The organism is Brevibacterium sp. 2SA (assembly GCF_005502845.1).
Lineage (GTDB): Bacteria > Actinomycetota > Actinomycetes > Actinomycetales > Brevibacteriaceae > Brevibacterium.
The window spans coordinates 1-17,775 of sequence record NZ_SCMW01000036.1 but is presented as its reverse complement, the minus strand read 5'-3'; the positions used below and the strand labels follow the sequence as shown (position 1 = coordinate 17,775).

The 17,775-nt window shown below is 62.1% G+C and carries 14 protein-coding genes; 10 read left to right on the top strand and 4 right to left on the bottom strand.

The window, feature by feature from the left end:
* Positions 1-141: 141 nt before the first annotated feature.
* From zorA to FFS20_RS12445, 4 genes are all read left to right on the top strand, one after another.
* Positions 142-1,998, top strand: coding sequence for an anti-phage ZorAB system protein ZorA (zorA, locus tag FFS20_RS12460; protein ID WP_137826165.1), 1,857 nt, complete (start codon positions 142-144; stop codon positions 1,996-1,998).
* Between the two features lie 43 nt (positions 1,999-2,041).
* Positions 2,042-2,728, top strand: a complete 687-nt coding sequence (locus FFS20_RS12455) for an OmpA family protein (RefSeq protein ID WP_137826164.1) — start codon at positions 2,042-2,044, stop codon at positions 2,726-2,728.
* 98 nt (positions 2,729-2,826) lie between these two features.
* Positions 2,827-4,245, top strand: a complete 1,419-nt coding sequence (locus tag FFS20_RS12450) for an EH signature domain-containing protein (RefSeq protein ID WP_212743337.1) — start codon at positions 2,827-2,829, stop codon at positions 4,243-4,245.
* Positions 4,245-7,283, top strand: coding sequence for a DEAD/DEAH box helicase (locus FFS20_RS12445; RefSeq protein ID WP_212743336.1), 3,039 nt, complete (start codon positions 4,245-4,247; stop codon positions 7,281-7,283). The genes FFS20_RS12450 and FFS20_RS12445 overlap by 1 nt, the downstream gene beginning before the upstream one ends.
* A 684-nt stretch (positions 7,284-7,967) precedes the next feature.
* Here FFS20_RS12445 and nrdF read toward each other — a convergent pair.
* The 4 genes from nrdF to nrdH form a co-directional block, all read right to left on the bottom strand.
* Positions 7,968-8,939 (bottom strand): class 1b ribonucleoside-diphosphate reductase subunit beta, encoded by a 972-nt coding sequence (gene nrdF / locus FFS20_RS12440; protein ID WP_137826161.1) that lies wholly within the window; start codon positions 8,937-8,939, stop codon positions 7,968-7,970.
* Positions 8,940-9,029: 90 nt separating this feature from the next.
* On the bottom strand, positions 9,030-11,156 hold the full coding sequence (gene nrdE, locus FFS20_RS12435; protein WP_283202133.1) for a class 1b ribonucleoside-diphosphate reductase subunit alpha: 2,127 nt from the start codon (positions 11,154-11,156) through the stop codon (positions 9,030-9,032).
* Between the two features lie 5 nt (positions 11,157-11,161).
* Positions 11,162-11,575, bottom strand: a complete 414-nt coding sequence (nrdI, locus tag FFS20_RS12430) for a class Ib ribonucleoside-diphosphate reductase assembly flavoprotein NrdI (RefSeq protein ID WP_137826159.1) — start codon at positions 11,573-11,575, stop codon at positions 11,162-11,164.
* A gap of 1 nt (position 11,576) precedes the next feature.
* The gene (gene nrdH, locus FFS20_RS12425; protein ID WP_137826181.1) at positions 11,577-11,828 is read right to left on the bottom strand and encodes a glutaredoxin-like protein NrdH; all 252 of its coding nucleotides are present in this window, start codon (positions 11,826-11,828) and stop codon (positions 11,577-11,579) included.
* Between the two features lie 616 nt (positions 11,829-12,444).
* Here nrdH and FFS20_RS12420 point away from each other — a divergent pair.
* Genes FFS20_RS12420 through FFS20_RS12395 form a run of 6 tightly spaced genes read left to right on the top strand, consistent with a single transcriptional unit; the run spans position 12,445 to position 17,713 of the window.
* Complete coding sequence (locus FFS20_RS12420; RefSeq protein ID WP_137826158.1) at positions 12,445-13,440, top strand: AAA family ATPase; 996 nt, start codon at positions 12,445-12,447, stop codon at positions 13,438-13,440.
* A gap of 12 nt (positions 13,441-13,452) precedes the next feature.
* Positions 13,453-14,337, top strand: a complete 885-nt coding sequence (locus tag FFS20_RS12415) for a DUF58 domain-containing protein (protein WP_137826157.1) — start codon at positions 13,453-13,455, stop codon at positions 14,335-14,337.
* Positions 14,324-14,776: a hypothetical protein gene (locus FFS20_RS12410; RefSeq protein WP_249356832.1), complete on the top strand. Its 453-nt coding sequence runs from the start codon at positions 14,324-14,326 to the stop codon at positions 14,774-14,776. Before FFS20_RS12415 ends, FFS20_RS12410 begins: the two co-directional genes overlap by 14 nt.
* Positions 14,767-15,741: a VWA domain-containing protein gene (locus tag FFS20_RS12405; RefSeq protein ID WP_137826156.1), complete on the top strand. Its 975-nt coding sequence runs from the start codon at positions 14,767-14,769 to the stop codon at positions 15,739-15,741. Before FFS20_RS12410 ends, FFS20_RS12405 begins: the two co-directional genes overlap by 10 nt.
* Complete coding sequence (locus FFS20_RS12400) at positions 15,738-16,910, top strand: VWA domain-containing protein (RefSeq protein ID WP_137826155.1); 1,173 nt, start codon at positions 15,738-15,740, stop codon at positions 16,908-16,910. Before FFS20_RS12405 ends, FFS20_RS12400 begins: the two co-directional genes overlap by 4 nt.
* Positions 16,907-17,713, top strand: coding sequence for a hypothetical protein (locus tag FFS20_RS12395; RefSeq protein WP_137826154.1), 807 nt, complete (start codon positions 16,907-16,909; stop codon positions 17,711-17,713). Before FFS20_RS12400 ends, FFS20_RS12395 begins: the two co-directional genes overlap by 4 nt.
* Positions 17,714-17,775 lie beyond the last annotated feature (62 nt).

Sequence of the window (17,775 nt, the reverse complement as noted above, 5' to 3'; positions counted from 1 at the left end):
ATGTCAGTGGCCCGATCGTATACTGTCCTCAGCCCCCGGGAGTGAGCAAGCCCACCCGGCCCAGAAACACGTGAGGGGCATTTTTCCTTCACTGTGAAAGGCTTGAAGTCTGTGAACATTTGGTCAGTCCTCACGTGGACTGTGTTCGGAATCGCCCTGGCCGGCATCGTTGTCTTCTTCATTCAGTTCCTTATCGCTGCGGTTCGCGAGAACAGAGCCGCGAAATCACGGATCTCCGAAGTCCACACTCTGTTGGATGCAGCAAAGAACTCACGCCTCCAAGCGCGACAAGAAGCCGCAGAAGCCTCAGCTGCGGTCCGTGATGTCTGGGTCGAGTTCGATGAAACTCTCGTCGATGACCTGCAAGCGGGAAGGACTCGGTCGACAATAGACGCCGCGTTCTTCTTCAATTCTCACTCCCTGGCATCCCCGCTGTTCGAAAATCGATGGATCCAGGCACTGCCGGGAACGCTCATCGCCATCGGCGTGGGTGGAACGTTCTTCAAGCTGACCTTTGGACTCATGGGTCTCGATCTGACCGGCGACACAGACATAGACGCATTGCAAGAGAGCGTCATGACGCTCCTGACAACAGCTGGCCTGTCGTTCTCTGCATCTGGCGTCGGTGTCCTGATGAGCTTGATCGCCACAGGCATCCTCTCCAAAATTCAAACTCGCACTGCGCTGGCGATCAACGGACTGGTGTCAGAGATCGACAGCTACTTCGAGCGCTACTCAGCTGAGTTTGGCATTCAGAGAGTCGACCAGAACACGCGAGAGATCGCTCAGTCCCTCAATGAGCTCCACGAGAAGATCGGTGTTGAGTTCCAGAAGTCCGTACAGGGTCTGAGCAGCGACATGCAAAATGCCATCATCGGCGCCATCAACCTGGCTCTTGCGCCGGCGATGGAGAATCTCTCCGAAGCGACGTCTCGGCAGTCGGGTGAGGTGTTCGACAGCCTCGTAGGTCGTTTCAGCGAGGCATTCGAGGGCATGGGCCAGTCACAGGCGACTGCGATGAAGTCCGCATCTCGGGATCTCGTTGAATCAGTCACGTCGTTGAGCAGTCAAGTAGAAAGCACGCTTGAACGAATCGAGAAGACGACCGCCGACAGCTCTCTGGCGACCAGCTCAGGAATCAGTCAAATGCTAGCGGCGGCGCAGGAACAGGCGAAACAAGACCGCGAGCACCACGCTCTCGCCTCAACAGCTGCGCGGGAGCAGGCTGAGGCCGACCGTGTTACCTACAGTGAAGCACTTTCACAGCTGCAGACGTCGTCGGCTGAGTCCTTGGCACGATTGAGGGCCGAAGCCAGCGAACAGACCGATGTGCTCCAACGGCAGTTCGGCGAGCTGGCCGAAAAGGCTGACGATCGTCAGCAGTCACTTGAGGCGAACATCGCACATCTCGCTGAGCTCACATCCCGGACCCAGGCACTGATGGAGACCTCCGCAAAGAGTATGGCGGCAAGTTCTGCTGATCTCAAGTCAGTCGCCGACGGATTCTCGACAACGACAAGGACAGTCGCTGGCAACCTCTCAGACGCAGTCTCGAGCATCCAAGCGATCAGCCAGCAGCAATCACAGTCCTTGCGGGCTCTTGATCAACACTCAAGCGCCATCAGCCAGATCACCAGTCATTCGAACAGTGCGGGCGAACAGCTCGCCGCGGCCGCCCATGAAGCAAAGACAGCCTTCGACGAGATGCGTCAGCACCAGACAGAGTTCCTCCTGGGCCTCGGCGACTCACTCGATGGAGCGAAGACGAACCTGACCCAAAGCATCGAGCAGTCTGCGAAGAAAATGGCCGATTGGCTTGCCGCATATTCGGACGCGGTGAGTTCGCAGACCGATGAACGACTCAACGACTGGAACAAGCAGAGCACCGAATACGCCTCCAGTATGCTCCAGATCGCCAGATCCCTTGCGGGCGTCATCGACGAACTCGAGGGGGTGAACAAGAGTGGCGCTTACACGCGGAAGGCGGTCGTCCGCTGATGGGTCACAAGAGACCAACTACTGGTCTTCATTCACCGATGTGATGACTGGAGTGCTATTCGTCTTCATCCTGGTTGTTGTAGTCCTCGCGATTCAACTGATGCAGGCGCAGAAGGACTTCAAGGCTCAAACCGACGACCTCAGCGAGCAGATCGAGAATTCGAGCAAGGCGGAGACCATCCGCAAAGACATGCTTGACGAGATCCGCGACCAGCTCGAATCACAGGGCATCGAGGTCGTCGTCGCTCAAAACGGTTCGGTCATCAGCATCCCCAATGACTCACTGGGTTTCGACCGCGGCTCTTACGAGATCAAGGAGCAGTACAAGGACGAATCGCTGGCGATTGGCAAGGTCATAGCTACGGCCATCGAACAACACAATGGCGCCAAATTCCTCGACACGGTGTTCGTCGAAGGTCACACTGACAACGCGAACTACGAAGGTCTGGAGGGCACAGGCAACTGGGGGCTCTCGACATTTCGGGCCATCTCGCTCTGGAAGCTCTGGGAGGACGATCTGCCCAGCAATGAGCAGCTGGCAAAGATGCAGGGACCTGACGGTAACCCATTGTTCTCGGTGTCGGGCTATGGCGAAACTCGACCGATGAACGACGACCAGTCGACTGACGCCGGTGCCGCGGCCAACCGCCGGATCGACATCCGTTTCACGATCATGCGAGCAGACTCCGACCAGCTCAAAGAGATCGAGCGCGAAGTCACAGAACGATGACTCTGGACTTTCCGCTCCCACCAGCGCACGCGAGCCTTCTTGGGTGGAACAACGATGACAAGACGGCTTGGGACAAGCTGACTATGGACGCTCAGGCAATGAGCAGAAGAATCGACAATCCCGGCCTGAGCGCGAAATCAAATCAAACGGCACGAGCTGTGCTCGGATCGGAGCGCCCCGAGCTGCACCCCGAGTTAGCTGACCGCAAGATCTGCCGTGCAATCGTCACGCTGTGGTCAGGCGACAGAAAGCTTGCGGAAGCATCCATGAGGACCCCAGTTCTCCAGACAGTCTGCGACAACGGCAGTTTCACCAGGCTCTTCACATTCGCTCTCGCAAACGTGTACTTCACATACTTTGATTGCCTAGACGACTGGGACGTTGGGCTGTTCACAATGACGGCAGAACGGCTGCAGCAAGCCGTCTCACAGCAGTCGACCACGCACAGCCGGGACGTCCTGTTTGCTGTCCGTGCGCGTCCCGAGGTCACCATCGGCAAGGACGCTCCGAGCGCAATAGCACGGCTCGCTCTCGAAGAGGATCGAGACCTGCCCACCGTGATGAAGGATGCGGGGCTAGGGGACTATGCCACAGGGCGCTATGCCGAAACGGCCCGGCAGCAGCTCTACCTCGATCGCATTGCTCAGGCCGATCCTCAGCAGTCTTACGACTGGTTGTCTGATCTGTATCAGTCCGAAATCGCTGACGCACCCGCATCCGGAGGACGCCGTTTCGGGCATCTCGTCCTTGAAGCGATGACCAACCACCGTACGGACAACCCGAGCCGCGACTGGGAGAGCACGATTCTCAAGATCGGGGATGATCCTCGCGCGCGCGGAACTGTCAATTGGAACAAGTGGTGGGCACGTATTCCGCTCGAAAACGTGCGACGAGTCATCGCGTGGCTCTCCGGGGAAGACATCAGACTGTTCCTTGAGGCCGTCGAGGTCTACGGCAGGAAGAATCACCATTCGGATCTCCTCCGGATGTTCTCCGATCGTGAGCGGTTCTTGAAGGGACTTCTCGAACTCAATATGGTGAAGGAGACTCGACTGTTCGCGGGTCGCTCGGCACGGTCTGCGATTCGACAGATCATGGGCACAGACCTGAGGACGAGCATTACGCCGATCACCGGAGGCAACTACAGCAGCACTGCAGTGATCTTCATGAACTGCGGTGATTTCCACATCGTTGAGGGATCCCACAACTTCAAAGTGCGAGTGCTCCGCGGTGATCCGCCTGAGATCATGTCCGACTGGGAAATGGCACAAATCGACAACTACTCCTTCCTCTACGGCGTCGAACGGGACCGCCTCTACGGCGAAGACTACGTCTCACTCACGCACGACGTGCACAAGAAGTGGATCTCGGATGCGCTCCTCTTCATCGAGCAGGCGGGCCAATATGTGTCCCCTGAAGACGTGATGACAGCCGAGACCTATCAGCATGTCTCTGCCACGAGACCGCTGCCCGTGCGGCCGAAGAATTGGCAACGCCCCAACCGGAGAGGACAATGATGAACCTCCGTGAGACTCTCAAGCGCATTCTCGGGGAACGAGCCGCTCCGGCGGCGGACGAGCAACCGTTGCCCGAATTCGTCCCCGATTTCGACTCAACTGCTGCGAACTTCCGCATCGGTGCTCAGGGGTGGGCAGAACTGTCAGAGGGCGGCGGTTCTGGCCGTGCTTTGCAACAGTACACGGTACTCGGACTGTTGGAAGAGCAAGGGGATGCGATCCGTCTCCCGAATGGATTTCGAATGGAGTCGAGGAATGTCTCTCGACTCGATGCTGAGATCTCTGCTCTCCTCGGGCTTCCTGGCCATGTCCCTGGTACCTTGCGCACGGAGGTCACAAGCAACACCACAAGCAGCCATTTTCGTGTCACACCGTATTTCGAGGTCGAAGGCATTCGAGTACCTGTCGAACGGCACGGCGCGGTCATCACCATTGGGACAGGCGAACATGTTCTCACGCTCACGGAACTCGACGTCCTTGAAGCGATCGAGCACCACGCATGTTTACCGCCAGCTGAACGCACCGAGGCCGCAAATGTATCCTTAGTTGCTCGGCTTCACGAAGCGAGACATCAGTCGTTGAACGACTACCAAGGCCGCCCCTTGGACATCGACCTGGGTCACCTCGAGAAGTTTGCCACGACGGCGCCGAACAAGGTCGAAGTGACCGTCACACAGCACTCTGACGGCTCTCTTGAGCTCAGCCCCAACCTCGGCGAGGGCACCGAAGACATCGATGTATTGGATTACGAACAGCAGCTCGAGAGAAGTGATGTCCTTCGGATCGACGACCGCTTGATCCTGCTTCACGAACAGCAGAAGGCTGGGGTCCGAGAGATCAGCCGCAATCGCAGAATCTCGGCGACGCAACGCGACGCGTTTCTTGCTGCCCCCGGCGAATTTCTTGACCCGTCGCTCGTCGACCTCGAAATCACCTTTGGGATCCGCGTCGAAGGCATCGGCGCAATCGTGCCACTCACCTTTGCCGAAGCCGAGAAATCGGGAATCGATTGGTTGACGGCGGCCTCGGAGATCCTTGCTCCCGAAGCCCTCGAGGGGCTCATCCGTTCCGATGAAGAACTCGAGGATGTTAAAGAGAAAATCCAATCAGCACGGCAACTCGAGCAGTCGACGATCACCCATGAAGAGAAGATCGTGGACATCTCCGACCCGGAGACGACGGACGAAGCAATCAATAAGGCAGCGAGGAAGGTTGCTGCACGGACTGACGAAACCGATCTCCCTGAAGCCACGAACGATACCGTGCAAGTCGGCATGTACATCTCCGACAGCCGCGATCGTTCCGAAGAGCTGCGAGTAATGGCTGAGAACGCGGCGAAGAATTATGCGCCCGACCTCTCGAGGCTCAGGTTCACGCCGTTCCCCCACCAAAGAGACGGGATCGCCTGGGCTGCGGGAATGATGGCGGCATCCCTGGCCGCTCAAGATACTCAGACACGAGTCGAAGGCGGTCTTCTCGCAGATGACATGGGGCTGGGAAAGACTTTCATGACGCTGGTCGCGCTACGAGACTTCATGTCCGAGCAGCAACACAGATCCGGCCAGGCAAAGCCGATTCTTGCGGTCCTTCCGCTCTCACTCATCGAAAACTGGGAAGACGAACTCCGAAACGCTTTCGAGGAGCACCCCTTCGACGACGTAGTCGTGCTGCAGTCCTCTAGGGATCAGGACAGGTTCCGGATTCAGGGCCGTGGGACCGAGTCCCGAGCATCAACGACTCTGCTCGATGACCATGGAATGGTGGACGAGTCAGCGCTTCGACTCTCGCTTCGAGTAGGTGAGACTCAGAAGGAGCGCCGCCTCGACATGCCTGGCAGATTGGTGCTGACCACCTATCAGAACCTCGGGCGCTACCAGCTGTCATTGGGTCAGGTGGATTGGGGTGCTGTCATCTTCGACGAAGCTCAGCAGATCAAGAACCCAGAAACACTCGCGTCTCGAGCTGCCAAGGGTCTGAAAGCTGACTTCAAGCTGCTCTGCACTGGTACGCCTGTTGAGAACTCGCTTCGTGACATCTGGAACCTTCTTGATACTGCTCAGCCGGGTCTGTTGGGTGACTGGAGGACCTTCCGGGAACGGTGGATCACGAGTGCCGAGAACGAAACTGCTGAGGACCAAGCCACGCGCGGCAGGGAACTTCGCAAATTGATCGGCCGTTTCATGCTGCGGCGAACTAAGGAAGACAGTATCGACGCGCTCCCGTCGAAGACCATCTACACCGGACTTGGCAGCAGCTCCTCAGCCTCAGCTCTGGGACAGGGGTACGAATACGATGATCGACTGTCGAACGAGATGCCTTCAGCCCAGAGAGCGGCATACGATCGCGTCCTTCAGATGCATCGTCCTCGGAAGGGCAGTGCGCTCGAAACTATTCAACGTCTGAAGAACGTGAGTCTGCACCCGGCGACGCTCTCCGAATCGGGCGCGGCCTGGGACCCGGAACTGTCCGCACGTGTCAACGGGATGGTTCAGGTCATCGATGACATTCGAGATGCCGATGAGAAGGCAATCATCTTCGTCATCAGCAAAACCGTCCAGGCGCGCCTGGCAGTTTGGCTCCACGAGCGATACGGATTCACCCCCAAAATTGTCAACGGTGAAACAAAAGCAGTCGAGAGCAGCTCTTCGAAGACGAGAGGAACTCGCAAAAGCATCATCAACGACTTCGAATCTAAGCCGGGATTCAACCTCATCATCATGTCGCCTTTGGCAGTCGGTGTCGGGCTGACCGTTGTCGGTGCGAACCACGCCATTCATCTGGAGCGGCATTGGAATCCGGCCAAAGAAGCTCAGGCAACAGACCGTATCTACCGGATCGGGCAGACGAAACCCGTGCATGTCTACCTGCCTCTGGCGAATCATCCAACTCTCAATTCGTTCGACGTCAACCTAGATGCCCTGTTGCGTTCGAAGACTGATCTGAAAGACTCTGTGGTCGTTCCGGGAAAGGTCGAAGACGAAATGATGCATCGGATGGGTATTTTAGATGCAAAGCAGGCCGTCACCAGCACAGACTGAAAGTAGGAGATTCTGGGACTGCTGATGATTTGGTTGGCTCCGGGCTTGTTCCGCCAGGGCGACCGGCTTGCGGTGAACAAGTTCGTACTCAACCGGGTCAAATTACCCAAACCCCGCTGCCGACGTTTCCGGTGATGCGTCTCCTCGACCCAGTATACGATCGCCGGCCCGGTCTGATCGATTGTGCCGGTCTTGGTTGCCGCCGGCATTACGACCATGATCATCAGGCAGAATCTCCGGGCGAACGATAGTCGGTAGCGATGGGTGCCCCGGCGGTTCGAGCGGAGTACTCAAACCACAGGGACACATTCACTCGTGGCCGTCGAGCAAGTCTCGATATCGGCCCGGCCGATGTTTGACGGCGGATTATGGGTATTCGCCTCGGCGTCCCGCACACTCGTGACCGTCACCCTAGTGGCACGGGAACGTCGCGGTCGGCTGCTCGAAAGTCTCCCAGTCGCAGGCGCGCAACTCCTCATCCACGGTCGTAGTCGAGAACCCCGACGCCAAATGAGTCTGCTGATGGTGCGTTAGTGCCCCCGTGCCATACCGAACGGATACCGCCGCCCGTCCCTGACCATTTCTGTTCGTCGAGCAAAGGCACGGAAAAGGCCCGGACCTCACAGATTCCTGCAGGTCCGGGCCTCTCGTCAGCCTATCCGGGCCCCAAACAAGCGCTGGGTCTCAGAAGTCCCAGTCCTCGTCCTGGGTGTTCTCGGCCTTGCCGATGACGTAGGACGAACCCGAGCCGGAGAAGAAGTCGTGGTTCTCGTCGCTGTTGGGCGAGAGCGCCGCGAGGATCGCCGGATTGACGTCCGTGACCTCCTTGGGGAACATCGCCTCGTAGCCGAGGTTCATCAGCGCCTTGTTGGCGTTGTAGTGGAGGAACTTCTTGCAGTCCTCGGCCAGCCCCACCGAGTCGTAGAGCTCGTGAGTGTAGGAGACCTCGTTCTCGTAGAGCTCGAAGAGGAGGTTCATCGTGTAGTCCTTGAGCTCCTGACGGCGCTCAGCGGACTCCTGCTCGAGACCCTTCTGGTACTTGTAGCCGATGTAGTAGCCGTGCACGGCCTCGTCGCGGATGATGAGGCGGATGAGATCTGCGGTGTTCGTCAGCTTCGCGTGCGAGGACCAGTACATCGGCAGGTAGAAGCCGGAGTAGAAGAGGAACGACTCGAGCAGCGTCGAGGCGACCTTCCGCTTGAGCGGATCATCCCCGCGGTAGTAGCTGAGGATGATGTCGGCCTTCTGCTGCAGGTACGTGTTCTCCCGCGACCAGCGGAACGCCTCGTCGATCTGCTTCGTCGAGGTCAGGGTCGAGAAGATCGACGAGTACGACTTCGCATGCACGCTCTCCATGAACGCGATGTTCGTCAGCACCGCTTCCTCGTGCGGGGTGACCGCATCAGGGATGAGCGAGATCGCACCGACGGTGCCCTGGATAGTGTCGAGCAGGGTGAGACCGGTGAAGACGCGCATCGTCAGCGTCTTCTCCTCCTCGGTCAGCGTCGCCCACGAAGGGACGTCATTGCTCAGCGGCACCTTCTCGGGCAGCCAGAAATTGCCGGTGAGGCGATCCCAGACATCGTCATCGACCGGGTCGACGACGCGGTTCCAGTTGATGGCATCGACATGCGAGGCCAGGGTCAGGTTTTCCAACGCGATCTTCTCTCTGTCTTCGAAAGTTGGTGCGAGGTGCCGCGGAGTCGGCGTCGGCCGACCCGCGGCACCCCAGCGGATGTCACACGGTCACAGCATGCAGGAGACGCAGCCGTCGACCTCGGTGCCCTGCAGCGCGAGCTGGCGGAGGCGGATGTAGTAGATCGTCTTGATGCCCTTGCGCCACGCGTAGATCTGCGCCTTATTGATGTCGCGCGTCGTCGCCGTGTCCATGAAGAACAGCGTCAGCGACAGGCCCTGATCGACGTGCTTCGTCGCCTCGGCATACGTGTCGATGATCTTCTCGTAGCCGATCTCGTACGCGTCCTGGTAGTACTCGAGGTTGTCGTTGTCCATGAAGGGCGCCGGGTAGTAGACGCGCCCGATCTTGCCCTCCTTGCGGATCTCGATCTTCGAGGCCACCGGGTGGATCGACGAGGTCGAGTTGTTGATGTAGGAGATCGATCCCGTCGGGGGCACGGCCTGGAGGTTCTGGTTGTAGATGCCGTGCTCGGCGACCGCGGCCTTGAGCTCACGCCAGTCGTCCTGCGTGGGGATGTGGACGCCTGCCTCGGCGAAGAGCTCCGCGACCCGCGCGGTGCGCGGCTGCCAGGCCTCCTCGGTGTACTTGTCGAAGTACTCGCCCGTCGCGTACTTCGAGCGCTCGAAGCCGGCGAACGTGCGTCCGCGCTCCTTCGCGATCTCCATCGACGCCCGCACGCAGTGGTAGGCGACGGTGTAGAAGTACATGTTCGTGAAGTCGAGTCCCTCGTCGGAGCCGTAGTAGACGTGCTCACGGGCGAGGTAGCCGTGGAGGTTCATCTGCCCCAGCCCGATCGCGTGCGACATGTCGTTGCCGCGGGCGATCGAGGGCACCGACTGGATGTCGGAGGTCTCGGCGACAGCGGTGAGGCCGCGGATCGCGGTCTCGACGGTCCGGCCGAAGTCCTCGGAGTCCATCGTCAGGGCGATGTTGAGTGAGCCGAGGTTGCACGAGATGTCCTTGCCGACGACGTCGTAACCGAGGTCCTCGTCGTACTGGCTCGGTTCGGAGACCTGGAGGATCTCCGAGCAGAGGTTGGACATGATGATCTTGCCGTCGATCGGGTTCGCCCGGTTCACCGTGTCCTCGAACATGATGTACGGGTAGCCGGACTCGAACTGGATCTCCGCGAGCGTCTGGAAGAACTCACGCGCGTTGATCTTCTTCTTCCGGATCGACGCGTTGTCGACCATTTCCTCGTACTTGTCGGTGACGTCGATGTCGGAGAACGGCACCCCGTAGACGCGTTCGACGTCGTAGGGGCTGAAGAGGTACATGTCCTCGTTGCGCTTCGCGAGTTCGAAGGTGATGTCGGGAATGACGACGCCAAGCGAGAGGGTCTTGATGCGGATCTTCTCGTCTGCGTTCTCCCGCTTCGTGTCGAGGAAGCTGTAGATGTCGGGGTGGTGCGCGTGGATGTAGACGGCACCGGCGCCCTGACGCGCACCGAGCTGGTTGGCGTAGGAGAAGGAGTCCTCGAGGAGCTTCATCACGGGGATGACGCCCGAGGACTGGTTCTCGATCTTCTTGATCGGCGCGCCGGACTCGCGGATGTTCGTCAGGCTGAAGGCCACACCGCCGCCGCGCTTGGACAGCTGCAGGGCGGAGTTGATCGAGCGGCCGATCGACTCCATGTTGTCCTCGATGCGCAGGAGGAAGCACGAGACGAGTTCGCCGCGCTGCTTCTTTCCGGCGTTGAGGAACGTCGGGGTCGCCGGCTGGAAGCGGCCGGTGATGATCTCGTCGACGAGCTGTTCGGCGAGCGTCTCATTCCCGCGGGCGAGGAAGAGCGCGACCATGACGACGCGGTCCTCGAAGCGCTCGAGGTAGCGCTTGCCGTCGAAGGTCTTGAGCGTGTACGAGGTGTAGAACTTGAACGCGCCGAGGAACGTCTGGAAGCGGAACTTCTGCGCGTACGCGCGCTTCGACAGCGCCTCGATGAACTCGAACGAGTACTGCTCGAGGACCTCGGGCTCGTAGTAGTCCTTCTCGACGAGGTAGTCGAGCTTCTCCTTGAGGTCGTGGAAGAAGACGGTGTTGTTGTTGACATGCTGGAGGAAGTACTGGCGAGCGGCCTGCTTGTCGCGCTCGAACTGGATCCGCCCATCCACGTCATAGAGGTTCAGCATGGCGTTGAGCGCATGGTAGTCGAGATCCGTCTCTTCGCGGATGATGTCCTCTACATTGCGGTCTTCAGCGAGCTCACGCACAGTTTGTCCAATCCTTGATTCACAGCAGCGACGTCCTCGGGGGTTCCGAGGAGTTCGACCCGATAGAGCACGGGCACTTGGCACTTCACGGCGATCTTGTGCGCCGCGCGGCAGTATTCTGCGCCGAAGTTCGTGTTTCCGGCGCCGATCACGCCGACGAGGTGCCGGCGATTCGATTCGATATTGAGGAACTTGACCACCTGCTTGGGGACGGCCCCGCGGTTGGGACCGGCCCCGTAGGTGGGGGTGACGAGCACGAACGGCTCATCGACCAGCAGCGTCTCGTCCTTCGTCAGCAGGGGCAGACGGCGGGCGGGATGATCGAGTTTTCCGACGAAGCGGTGGGTGTACTCGGAGCTGCTGGAGTAGTAGACCAGGAGCATCTCAGGCCACGACGGTCGCCGTCGTCTGCTGGCCGGCCAGGGCGGCGATCTTGTCCGGACGGAATCCCGACCAGTGGTCGTTGTCGGTGACGACGACCGGAGCCTGCATGTAGCCCATGGCCTTGACGACGTCGAGGGCGTTCTCATCGACGCTGAGATCGACCGAGGTGTACTTCAGGCCCTTGGCATCGAGCGCGCGGTAGGTGGCGTTGCACTGGACACAAGCGGGCTTGGTGTACACGGTGATCATGATGACTCCTCGATTCTGCGCTGCGGCTTGGGATTTCCACGGTCGGCCACGCCGTTTCCGCGGCCTCCCGACGTGGGAGGGATCACGGTGAAGGGGACCGGCTGTGACCACTAGATGTTGTGTTCGGGTAAAACCCTACCCCTATATCCAGTGTTACACCAGTGTCATTTACACCATCCACAAGGTGTGTTCTCAGCCCTCCACAGTCGTCCACAGGGTGTGAACGACACCTGTGTAGTTCGGTCACCTGCGCGGACACGGGCGACACCGCGGATTCCACCGAGATCCCGGCCGCGCCGGCCCGAGGTTATCCACCGTCGTCCACAGGAAAAATTCCTTCTTGTGGGCATGTCGTTCGGCGTGTCGGACTCGACCTCGACGTGATCGGCTCCACCCCGCTGACCACCCCTTTCCGTGGTAGCGGACCACCGAGGCGACGATCTCTGCCAACCGGGCGACCGCCTCGGCGATTCCTCTGTTCTCACCTCTCCACACTATGTGTCGGTACTGACACGGATTCACCCAGTCACATGTCAGGGTCGGCCCATATCCTTGTGGAGACGGCCATCACAGCACCGGCCGCCGCACCACGAACGACACCGAGAGGGCCCTGAGACGCATGACGGCAACGGCAACGGCCAACACGCAGGAGATCGCGCACGCCAAATCCCTCCTCAGCGGACTCGAGTCCTATCTCGACCACTTCGTCGTCGGCCAGCAGCGACTGCGCGAATCCCTCCTCATCGGCCTCCTCTCCGGCGGACACCTCCTCCTCGAAAGCGTCCCCGGACTCGCGAAGACGACCGCGGCCGCGGCTCTGGCCAACGCCGTGGACGGGAAGTTCTCCCGCATCCAGTGCACCCCCGACCTGCTGCCGGCCGACATCATCGGCTCGCAGATCTACAACGCCCGCGAAGGCTCGTTCAACACGGTGCTCGGACCGGTCCACGCCAACATCGTCCTCCTCGATGAGATCAACCGGTCCTCGGCGAAGACGCAGTCGGCGATGCTCGAGGCGATGCAGGAGCGGCAGACGACGATCGGCGGGCAGCGCTTCGACCTGCCGCGGCCCTTCCTCGTCATGGCCACGCAGAACCCCATCGAGCAGGAGGGGACGTACCAGCTGCCCGAAGCGCAGCTCGACCGATTCATGATCAAGGACCTCCTCACCCATCCCAGCCCCAATGAGGAGGTCGAGATCCTCTCCCGGCTCGACTCCGGCGTCTTCGACAAGGACTCGGTGCCGGCGGCGAGCTGCACGCTCGACGACGTCATGACGATGCAGCGCTACGCCCGCACGATCTACATCGACCCGTCGATCACCCGCTACCTCGTCGAACTCGTCCATGCGACGCGGAACACGCAGAAGTACCTCGGGCGCCTCGCCCCCTACATCGAGTACGGTGCGAGCCCGCGCGCCTCGATCGCGTTCACCAACGCCGGCCGGGCGCTCGCGATGATCCGGGGCCGCAACTACGTCATCCCCGAGGACATCAAGGACCTCGCCCACCGCGTCCTCGCCCACCGCATCCAGCTCAACTTCGAGGCCGCGGCGGAGAACATCACGAGCGCCCAGGTCGTCGATGCCCTCCTCATGGCCGTGCCGACCCCGTGACCCGGTGATGACATGACGGCTCTGCTCAATCGGATCAAGGCGCGGATGACCATCCACGCCCACCGGCGCACGCGCAGACTCCTCGACGGCGACTACTCGTCGGTCTTCCACGGCCACAGCCTCGACTTCGACGACCTGCGCGACTACATTCCCGGCGATGAGATCCGCGACATCGACTGGAAGGCCACCGCCCGCCACGCCGATCCGCTCGTCAAGCGCTACGTCGCCCACCGCCGCCATATCCTCGCGCTCGTCGTCGACTCCTCGCGCGGCTTCGACGCGATCACCTCGGCGGGCGCGGACAAACGGCACCTCGCGATCCTCATGGCGGGGATGACCGGCTACCTCGCGGTGCGCCACGGCGACGACGTCATGCTCATCCACGGCAACGCCGAGCAGACCATCGCCTCCCCCCGCAAGGGCAGCGAGGCCCACCTCGAGAACCTCCTCCAGCAGATCCTCGCCGAGTCCGGCACCGCGGTCGACGGGTCGATCAACACCCAGCTGAAGTGGATCGCCGACCACATCACCCATCGCATGCTCGTCGTCGTCATCTCCGACCAGGCCCCGCTCGGACCTGAGGAGGAGGCGACGATCAAGCGCCTGCGCGCCCAGCACGAGATGCTGTGGATCACGATCACCGACGCCGATCTCGCGGAGCTCGCGACCGCCTCGGCGCCCTATGACGTCGCCCGCGCCGAGGTGGGGCTGCCGATCTCGGTGATGTCCGATCCGAAGGTGCGCGGTGAGTTCGTCGCCGCCGAGGCGGCCCGCCGACGCCAGCGTCTCGACCTGCTCACGAAGCTCGGCATCTCCCACACCGAGGTCGCCGACCCCGAGCAGGCCCTCGGAAATCTGCACGCACTGCTCTGGAGGCATCGTCGTGGGTCCCGCTGAACTCATCGGTCCGCTGCAGATCTCGGTGTGGTGGTACGTCGCCGCCGCCGTCGTGCTGCTCGCGGCGCTCATCAACTTCTCCGCCCCGCTGCTGCGCGCGGCCTCGGGTGCCGGAGCCCAGAAGCCGTCGCGGATCCCCATCCCCGTGCGCAGCACGTACATGGCGCGGATCTCCGCCGTCGAATCCGACCTCGCCGCAGGTCAGACGGATGTGCGGGAGGGCGCGAAGGAGCTGGCGAAGATCGTCCGCGAGTTCGCCCGCGACGCGTGGGGCGTCAAGGCCGAGCACCTGACCTACCGCGACGCCGCGGTTGCCGGGCTCGACGACCTCGCCGACTCCCTCTGGGGCCTCTACGAAGCCGAATTCGCCGAGGACGATGCGACGGACCTCAGTCCGCAGATCGCCGAGGCGAGGAAGCTGGTGGCGCGATGGTCCTGATGCTCTGGTGGCTGGCGCTGGGCCTCCTCGTCCTCGCCGGCATCGCCGTCTTCGTCTTCCGCCGTCCCCGGCGCACCGAGTCCTCCCTCGCCGTCGCCCACAGCGGCCGGATGACGCAGCTGCCCGGCTTCCGCCGGGCGATGCGACGGAAGTTCCTCACCACCGCCGCGTTCCTCGGCGTCATCGCCATCACCGGTCTCGGAGCGCTGGCCGGGGTGGCGCGCCCGGCGTGGGTCGAGACGGTCAACCCGGAGAAGAAGCTGCGCGACGTCATGCTCTGCCTCGATGTGTCCGGGTCGATGCTCGGCTACGACGCGGATCTGCTCGCCGCCTACCAGCAGCTCGTCGACCGCTTCGACGGTGAGCGCATCGGGATGACGGTGTTCAACGCGACCGCGGTCTCGGCGTTCCCGCTCACCGACGACTACGACATGGTCCAGAACTACCTCGAAGAGGCCGAACAGGGCTTCCGGACCTGGGGGTCGGAGGGCACCGACTACTCGTGGTCGACCTCGCCGCCGAACATCGGCGGATCCTCGCTCATCGGCGACGGACTCGTGTCCTGCATCGACAACTTCGACCGCAAGGACGAGGACCGGTCCCGCTCGGTCGTCTTCGCCACCGACAACATGCTCGCCGGCGAACCCCTCTTCGAACTCGACGAGGCGACGAACATCGCGATCGACGCCGGCGTCCGCGTCTACAGCCTCTCCCCGCCCTCGATCCTCGCGACGACCCAGACCCAGGAGCTGCGCTCGGTCTCCGACCGGACCGGCGGTGAGCAGTTCGAGATGGGCTCGGCGACGACGATCGACAGAATCGTCTCGGAGATCCAGAGCCAGGAGGCGGAGAACACCCCGGGACGTTCGTACACGATCGTCCACGACATGCCCGCCGTGCCGCTGGCGATCGCCGTGTTCGGGCTCATCGGCGTCTTCGTCCTCGCCTGGAGGGTGCGCTCATGATCTTCGACCCGCTCTTCGGATGGATCGGCGTCGGCGTCGTCGTCGCGATCCTCCTGGCCCTGTGCATCATCCCGCTCGTGCGCGGAGACGGCCCGCGGTGGAAGTGGTGCGCGCGCATCGGCGTCGTCGCCCTCCTCGGGCTCGCCCTCGCCCGGCCCGGCTTCCCCGTCGAGTCGACGACCGAGGAGTACGAGGCCGCCGCCGACGCCTACTTCCTCGTCGACACGACGACGTCGATGGCCGCGGAGGACTACGACGGCGACGGCACCCGCCTCGACGGCGTCAAAGACGACATGCTCGAACTCGCCAAGCAGCTGCCGGGTGCGCGCCTGAGCATCATCACCTTCGCCTCGACTGCCTCGACGGCGATGCCGCTGACCACCGACCATGCCGCATTCGCCTCCGCCGTCGACGTCCTCTCCCCCGAGATGTCGCAGAACTCGAACGGGTCGTCGATCACCGAGGCCGGCGATGAGCTCGAGGAGCGGATGAGCGCGAACGCCGAGGACCGTCCCGACAACCAGACCCTCGTCTTCTACTTCGGCGACGGCGAGCAGACCGCGCAGGGCAGCCCCGATTCGTGGTCGTCGTTCGCCTCCCGCATCGACAGCGGCGCCGTGTTCGGCTACGGCACGAGCCAGGGCGGACGGATGAAGGAGTCCCAGCCCTTCGGCTACGGCCCCGGCAGCGGCCAGGACGGCACGGGTCAGGGCGGCACCGAGGAGTACATCCGCGACGCCCAGGGCAATCCGGGGATCTCACGGATCGACGAGGGCAACCTCCAGCAGATCGCCTCCGACCTCGGCCTGCCCTACCACCTGCGCGACGCCTCGACACCGCTGGCCTCGGTCTACACCGCTCCGACCTACGATCAGCGGCTCGTGCAGAAGGACGGCCGCCTCACCGTCGACGAGTACTTCTGGGTGCCGCTCATCCTCGTCTTCGCGTGGATCGCCGTCGAGATGGTCTTCGGCGTCCGTGAGCTCATCCGCGTGCGCTCGGTCATGCCCCCGCGCCGAGGCGGTCGCCGGGCGAATGCAGCACCGCCGTTCCCGGGTGGTCCGGGCACCGGCGCTGCCGGCTGGGGTGGTCCTGGTCCCGGGGGCGCGGGCCCCGGGGGTACACCTGCCCGCACGCAGCCTGAGCCGGTGAACGGAGGACGGTCGTGAACAGGATCACGGGTCTGTGGACGCGGCGGCGCCTGGTGACGAAGGTCAACCTCATCATCGGCACCGTGCTCACCCTCGTCTTCGCCTATATCGCGACCATCGTCTACTTCGGCGCTTCCTCCCAGGTCCGATACGACTCGAACGACTTCCCCGGGGCGGAGCGGGCCGCGACGACGTTCCTCGCCCTCAGTCCGCTCGAGCGGCACATCGGGTACTTCAACCGCGGCACCGCGAAGGCCGCGGTCGGCAGCTTCGAACCGGCGCAGGAGGACCTCGAGACCGCGCTCGACCTCACACCGCCGCGCGACGAGTGCGCGGTGCGCATCAACCTCTCCTACGTCTACGAGAAGCTCGCCGATCAGATCGTCGATCAGGATGAGAAGAAGTCCGGGGAGCTCTACGACCAGGCGCTGCAGACCCTCGCCGACGCCCCGGCCGAATGCCGTCCCGACAACAGCGAATCCCAGCAGAAGAGCGACGAGGCCACCGAACGCGTCCAGGACAAGAAGGACGGCGGCCAGTCCCAGGACCAGGGATCGAGCAGCGACGATTCGCAGGACTCGCAGGGCGATGACCAGCAGAACGAGGGTGACAGCTCCGGCGGCCAGACCGACCAGGGCGATCAGGGTCAGAACGACCAGGGCAGCGAGGATCAGTCGGAGAACAGCGACTCGGGCCAGCAGACCGAGGAGGAGCAGAAGCGCGACGAGCTGCGGCAGCGCGGCGAGGATTCGAACCGCGAACAGCAGCAGCAGGGACCGTTCGGCAGCGGAGGACGGACGACGCCCGACAAGCCGTGGTGAGCGTGTGCCATCATGAGTCCATGACGACTCCTGAGCCCTCCGTCGACCCTGCCCGCCTCCCC

Coding starts and splice junctions, on each gene's coding strand:
- FFS20_RS12455 (WP_137826164.1), top strand. CDS start 2,042: ATGACTGGAGTGCTATTCGTCTTCATCCTGGTTGTTGTAGTCCTCGCG.
- FFS20_RS12450 (WP_212743337.1), top strand. CDS start 2,827: ATGAGCAGAAGAATCGACAATCCCGGCCTGAGCGCGAAATCAAATCAA.
- FFS20_RS12445 (WP_212743336.1), top strand. CDS start 4,245: ATGAACCTCCGTGAGACTCTCAAGCGCATTCTCGGGGAACGAGCCGCT.
- nrdI (WP_137826159.1), bottom strand. CDS start 11,575: ATGCTCCTGGTCTACTACTCCAGCAGCTCCGAGTACACCCACCGCTTC.
- FFS20_RS12420 (WP_137826158.1), top strand. CDS start 12,445: ATGACGGCAACGGCAACGGCCAACACGCAGGAGATCGCGCACGCCAAA.
- FFS20_RS12415 (WP_137826157.1), top strand. CDS start 13,453: ATGACGGCTCTGCTCAATCGGATCAAGGCGCGGATGACCATCCACGCC.
- FFS20_RS12405 (WP_137826156.1), top strand. CDS start 14,767: ATGGTCCTGATGCTCTGGTGGCTGGCGCTGGGCCTCCTCGTCCTCGCC.
- FFS20_RS12400 (WP_137826155.1), top strand. CDS start 15,738: ATGATCTTCGACCCGCTCTTCGGATGGATCGGCGTCGGCGTCGTCGTC.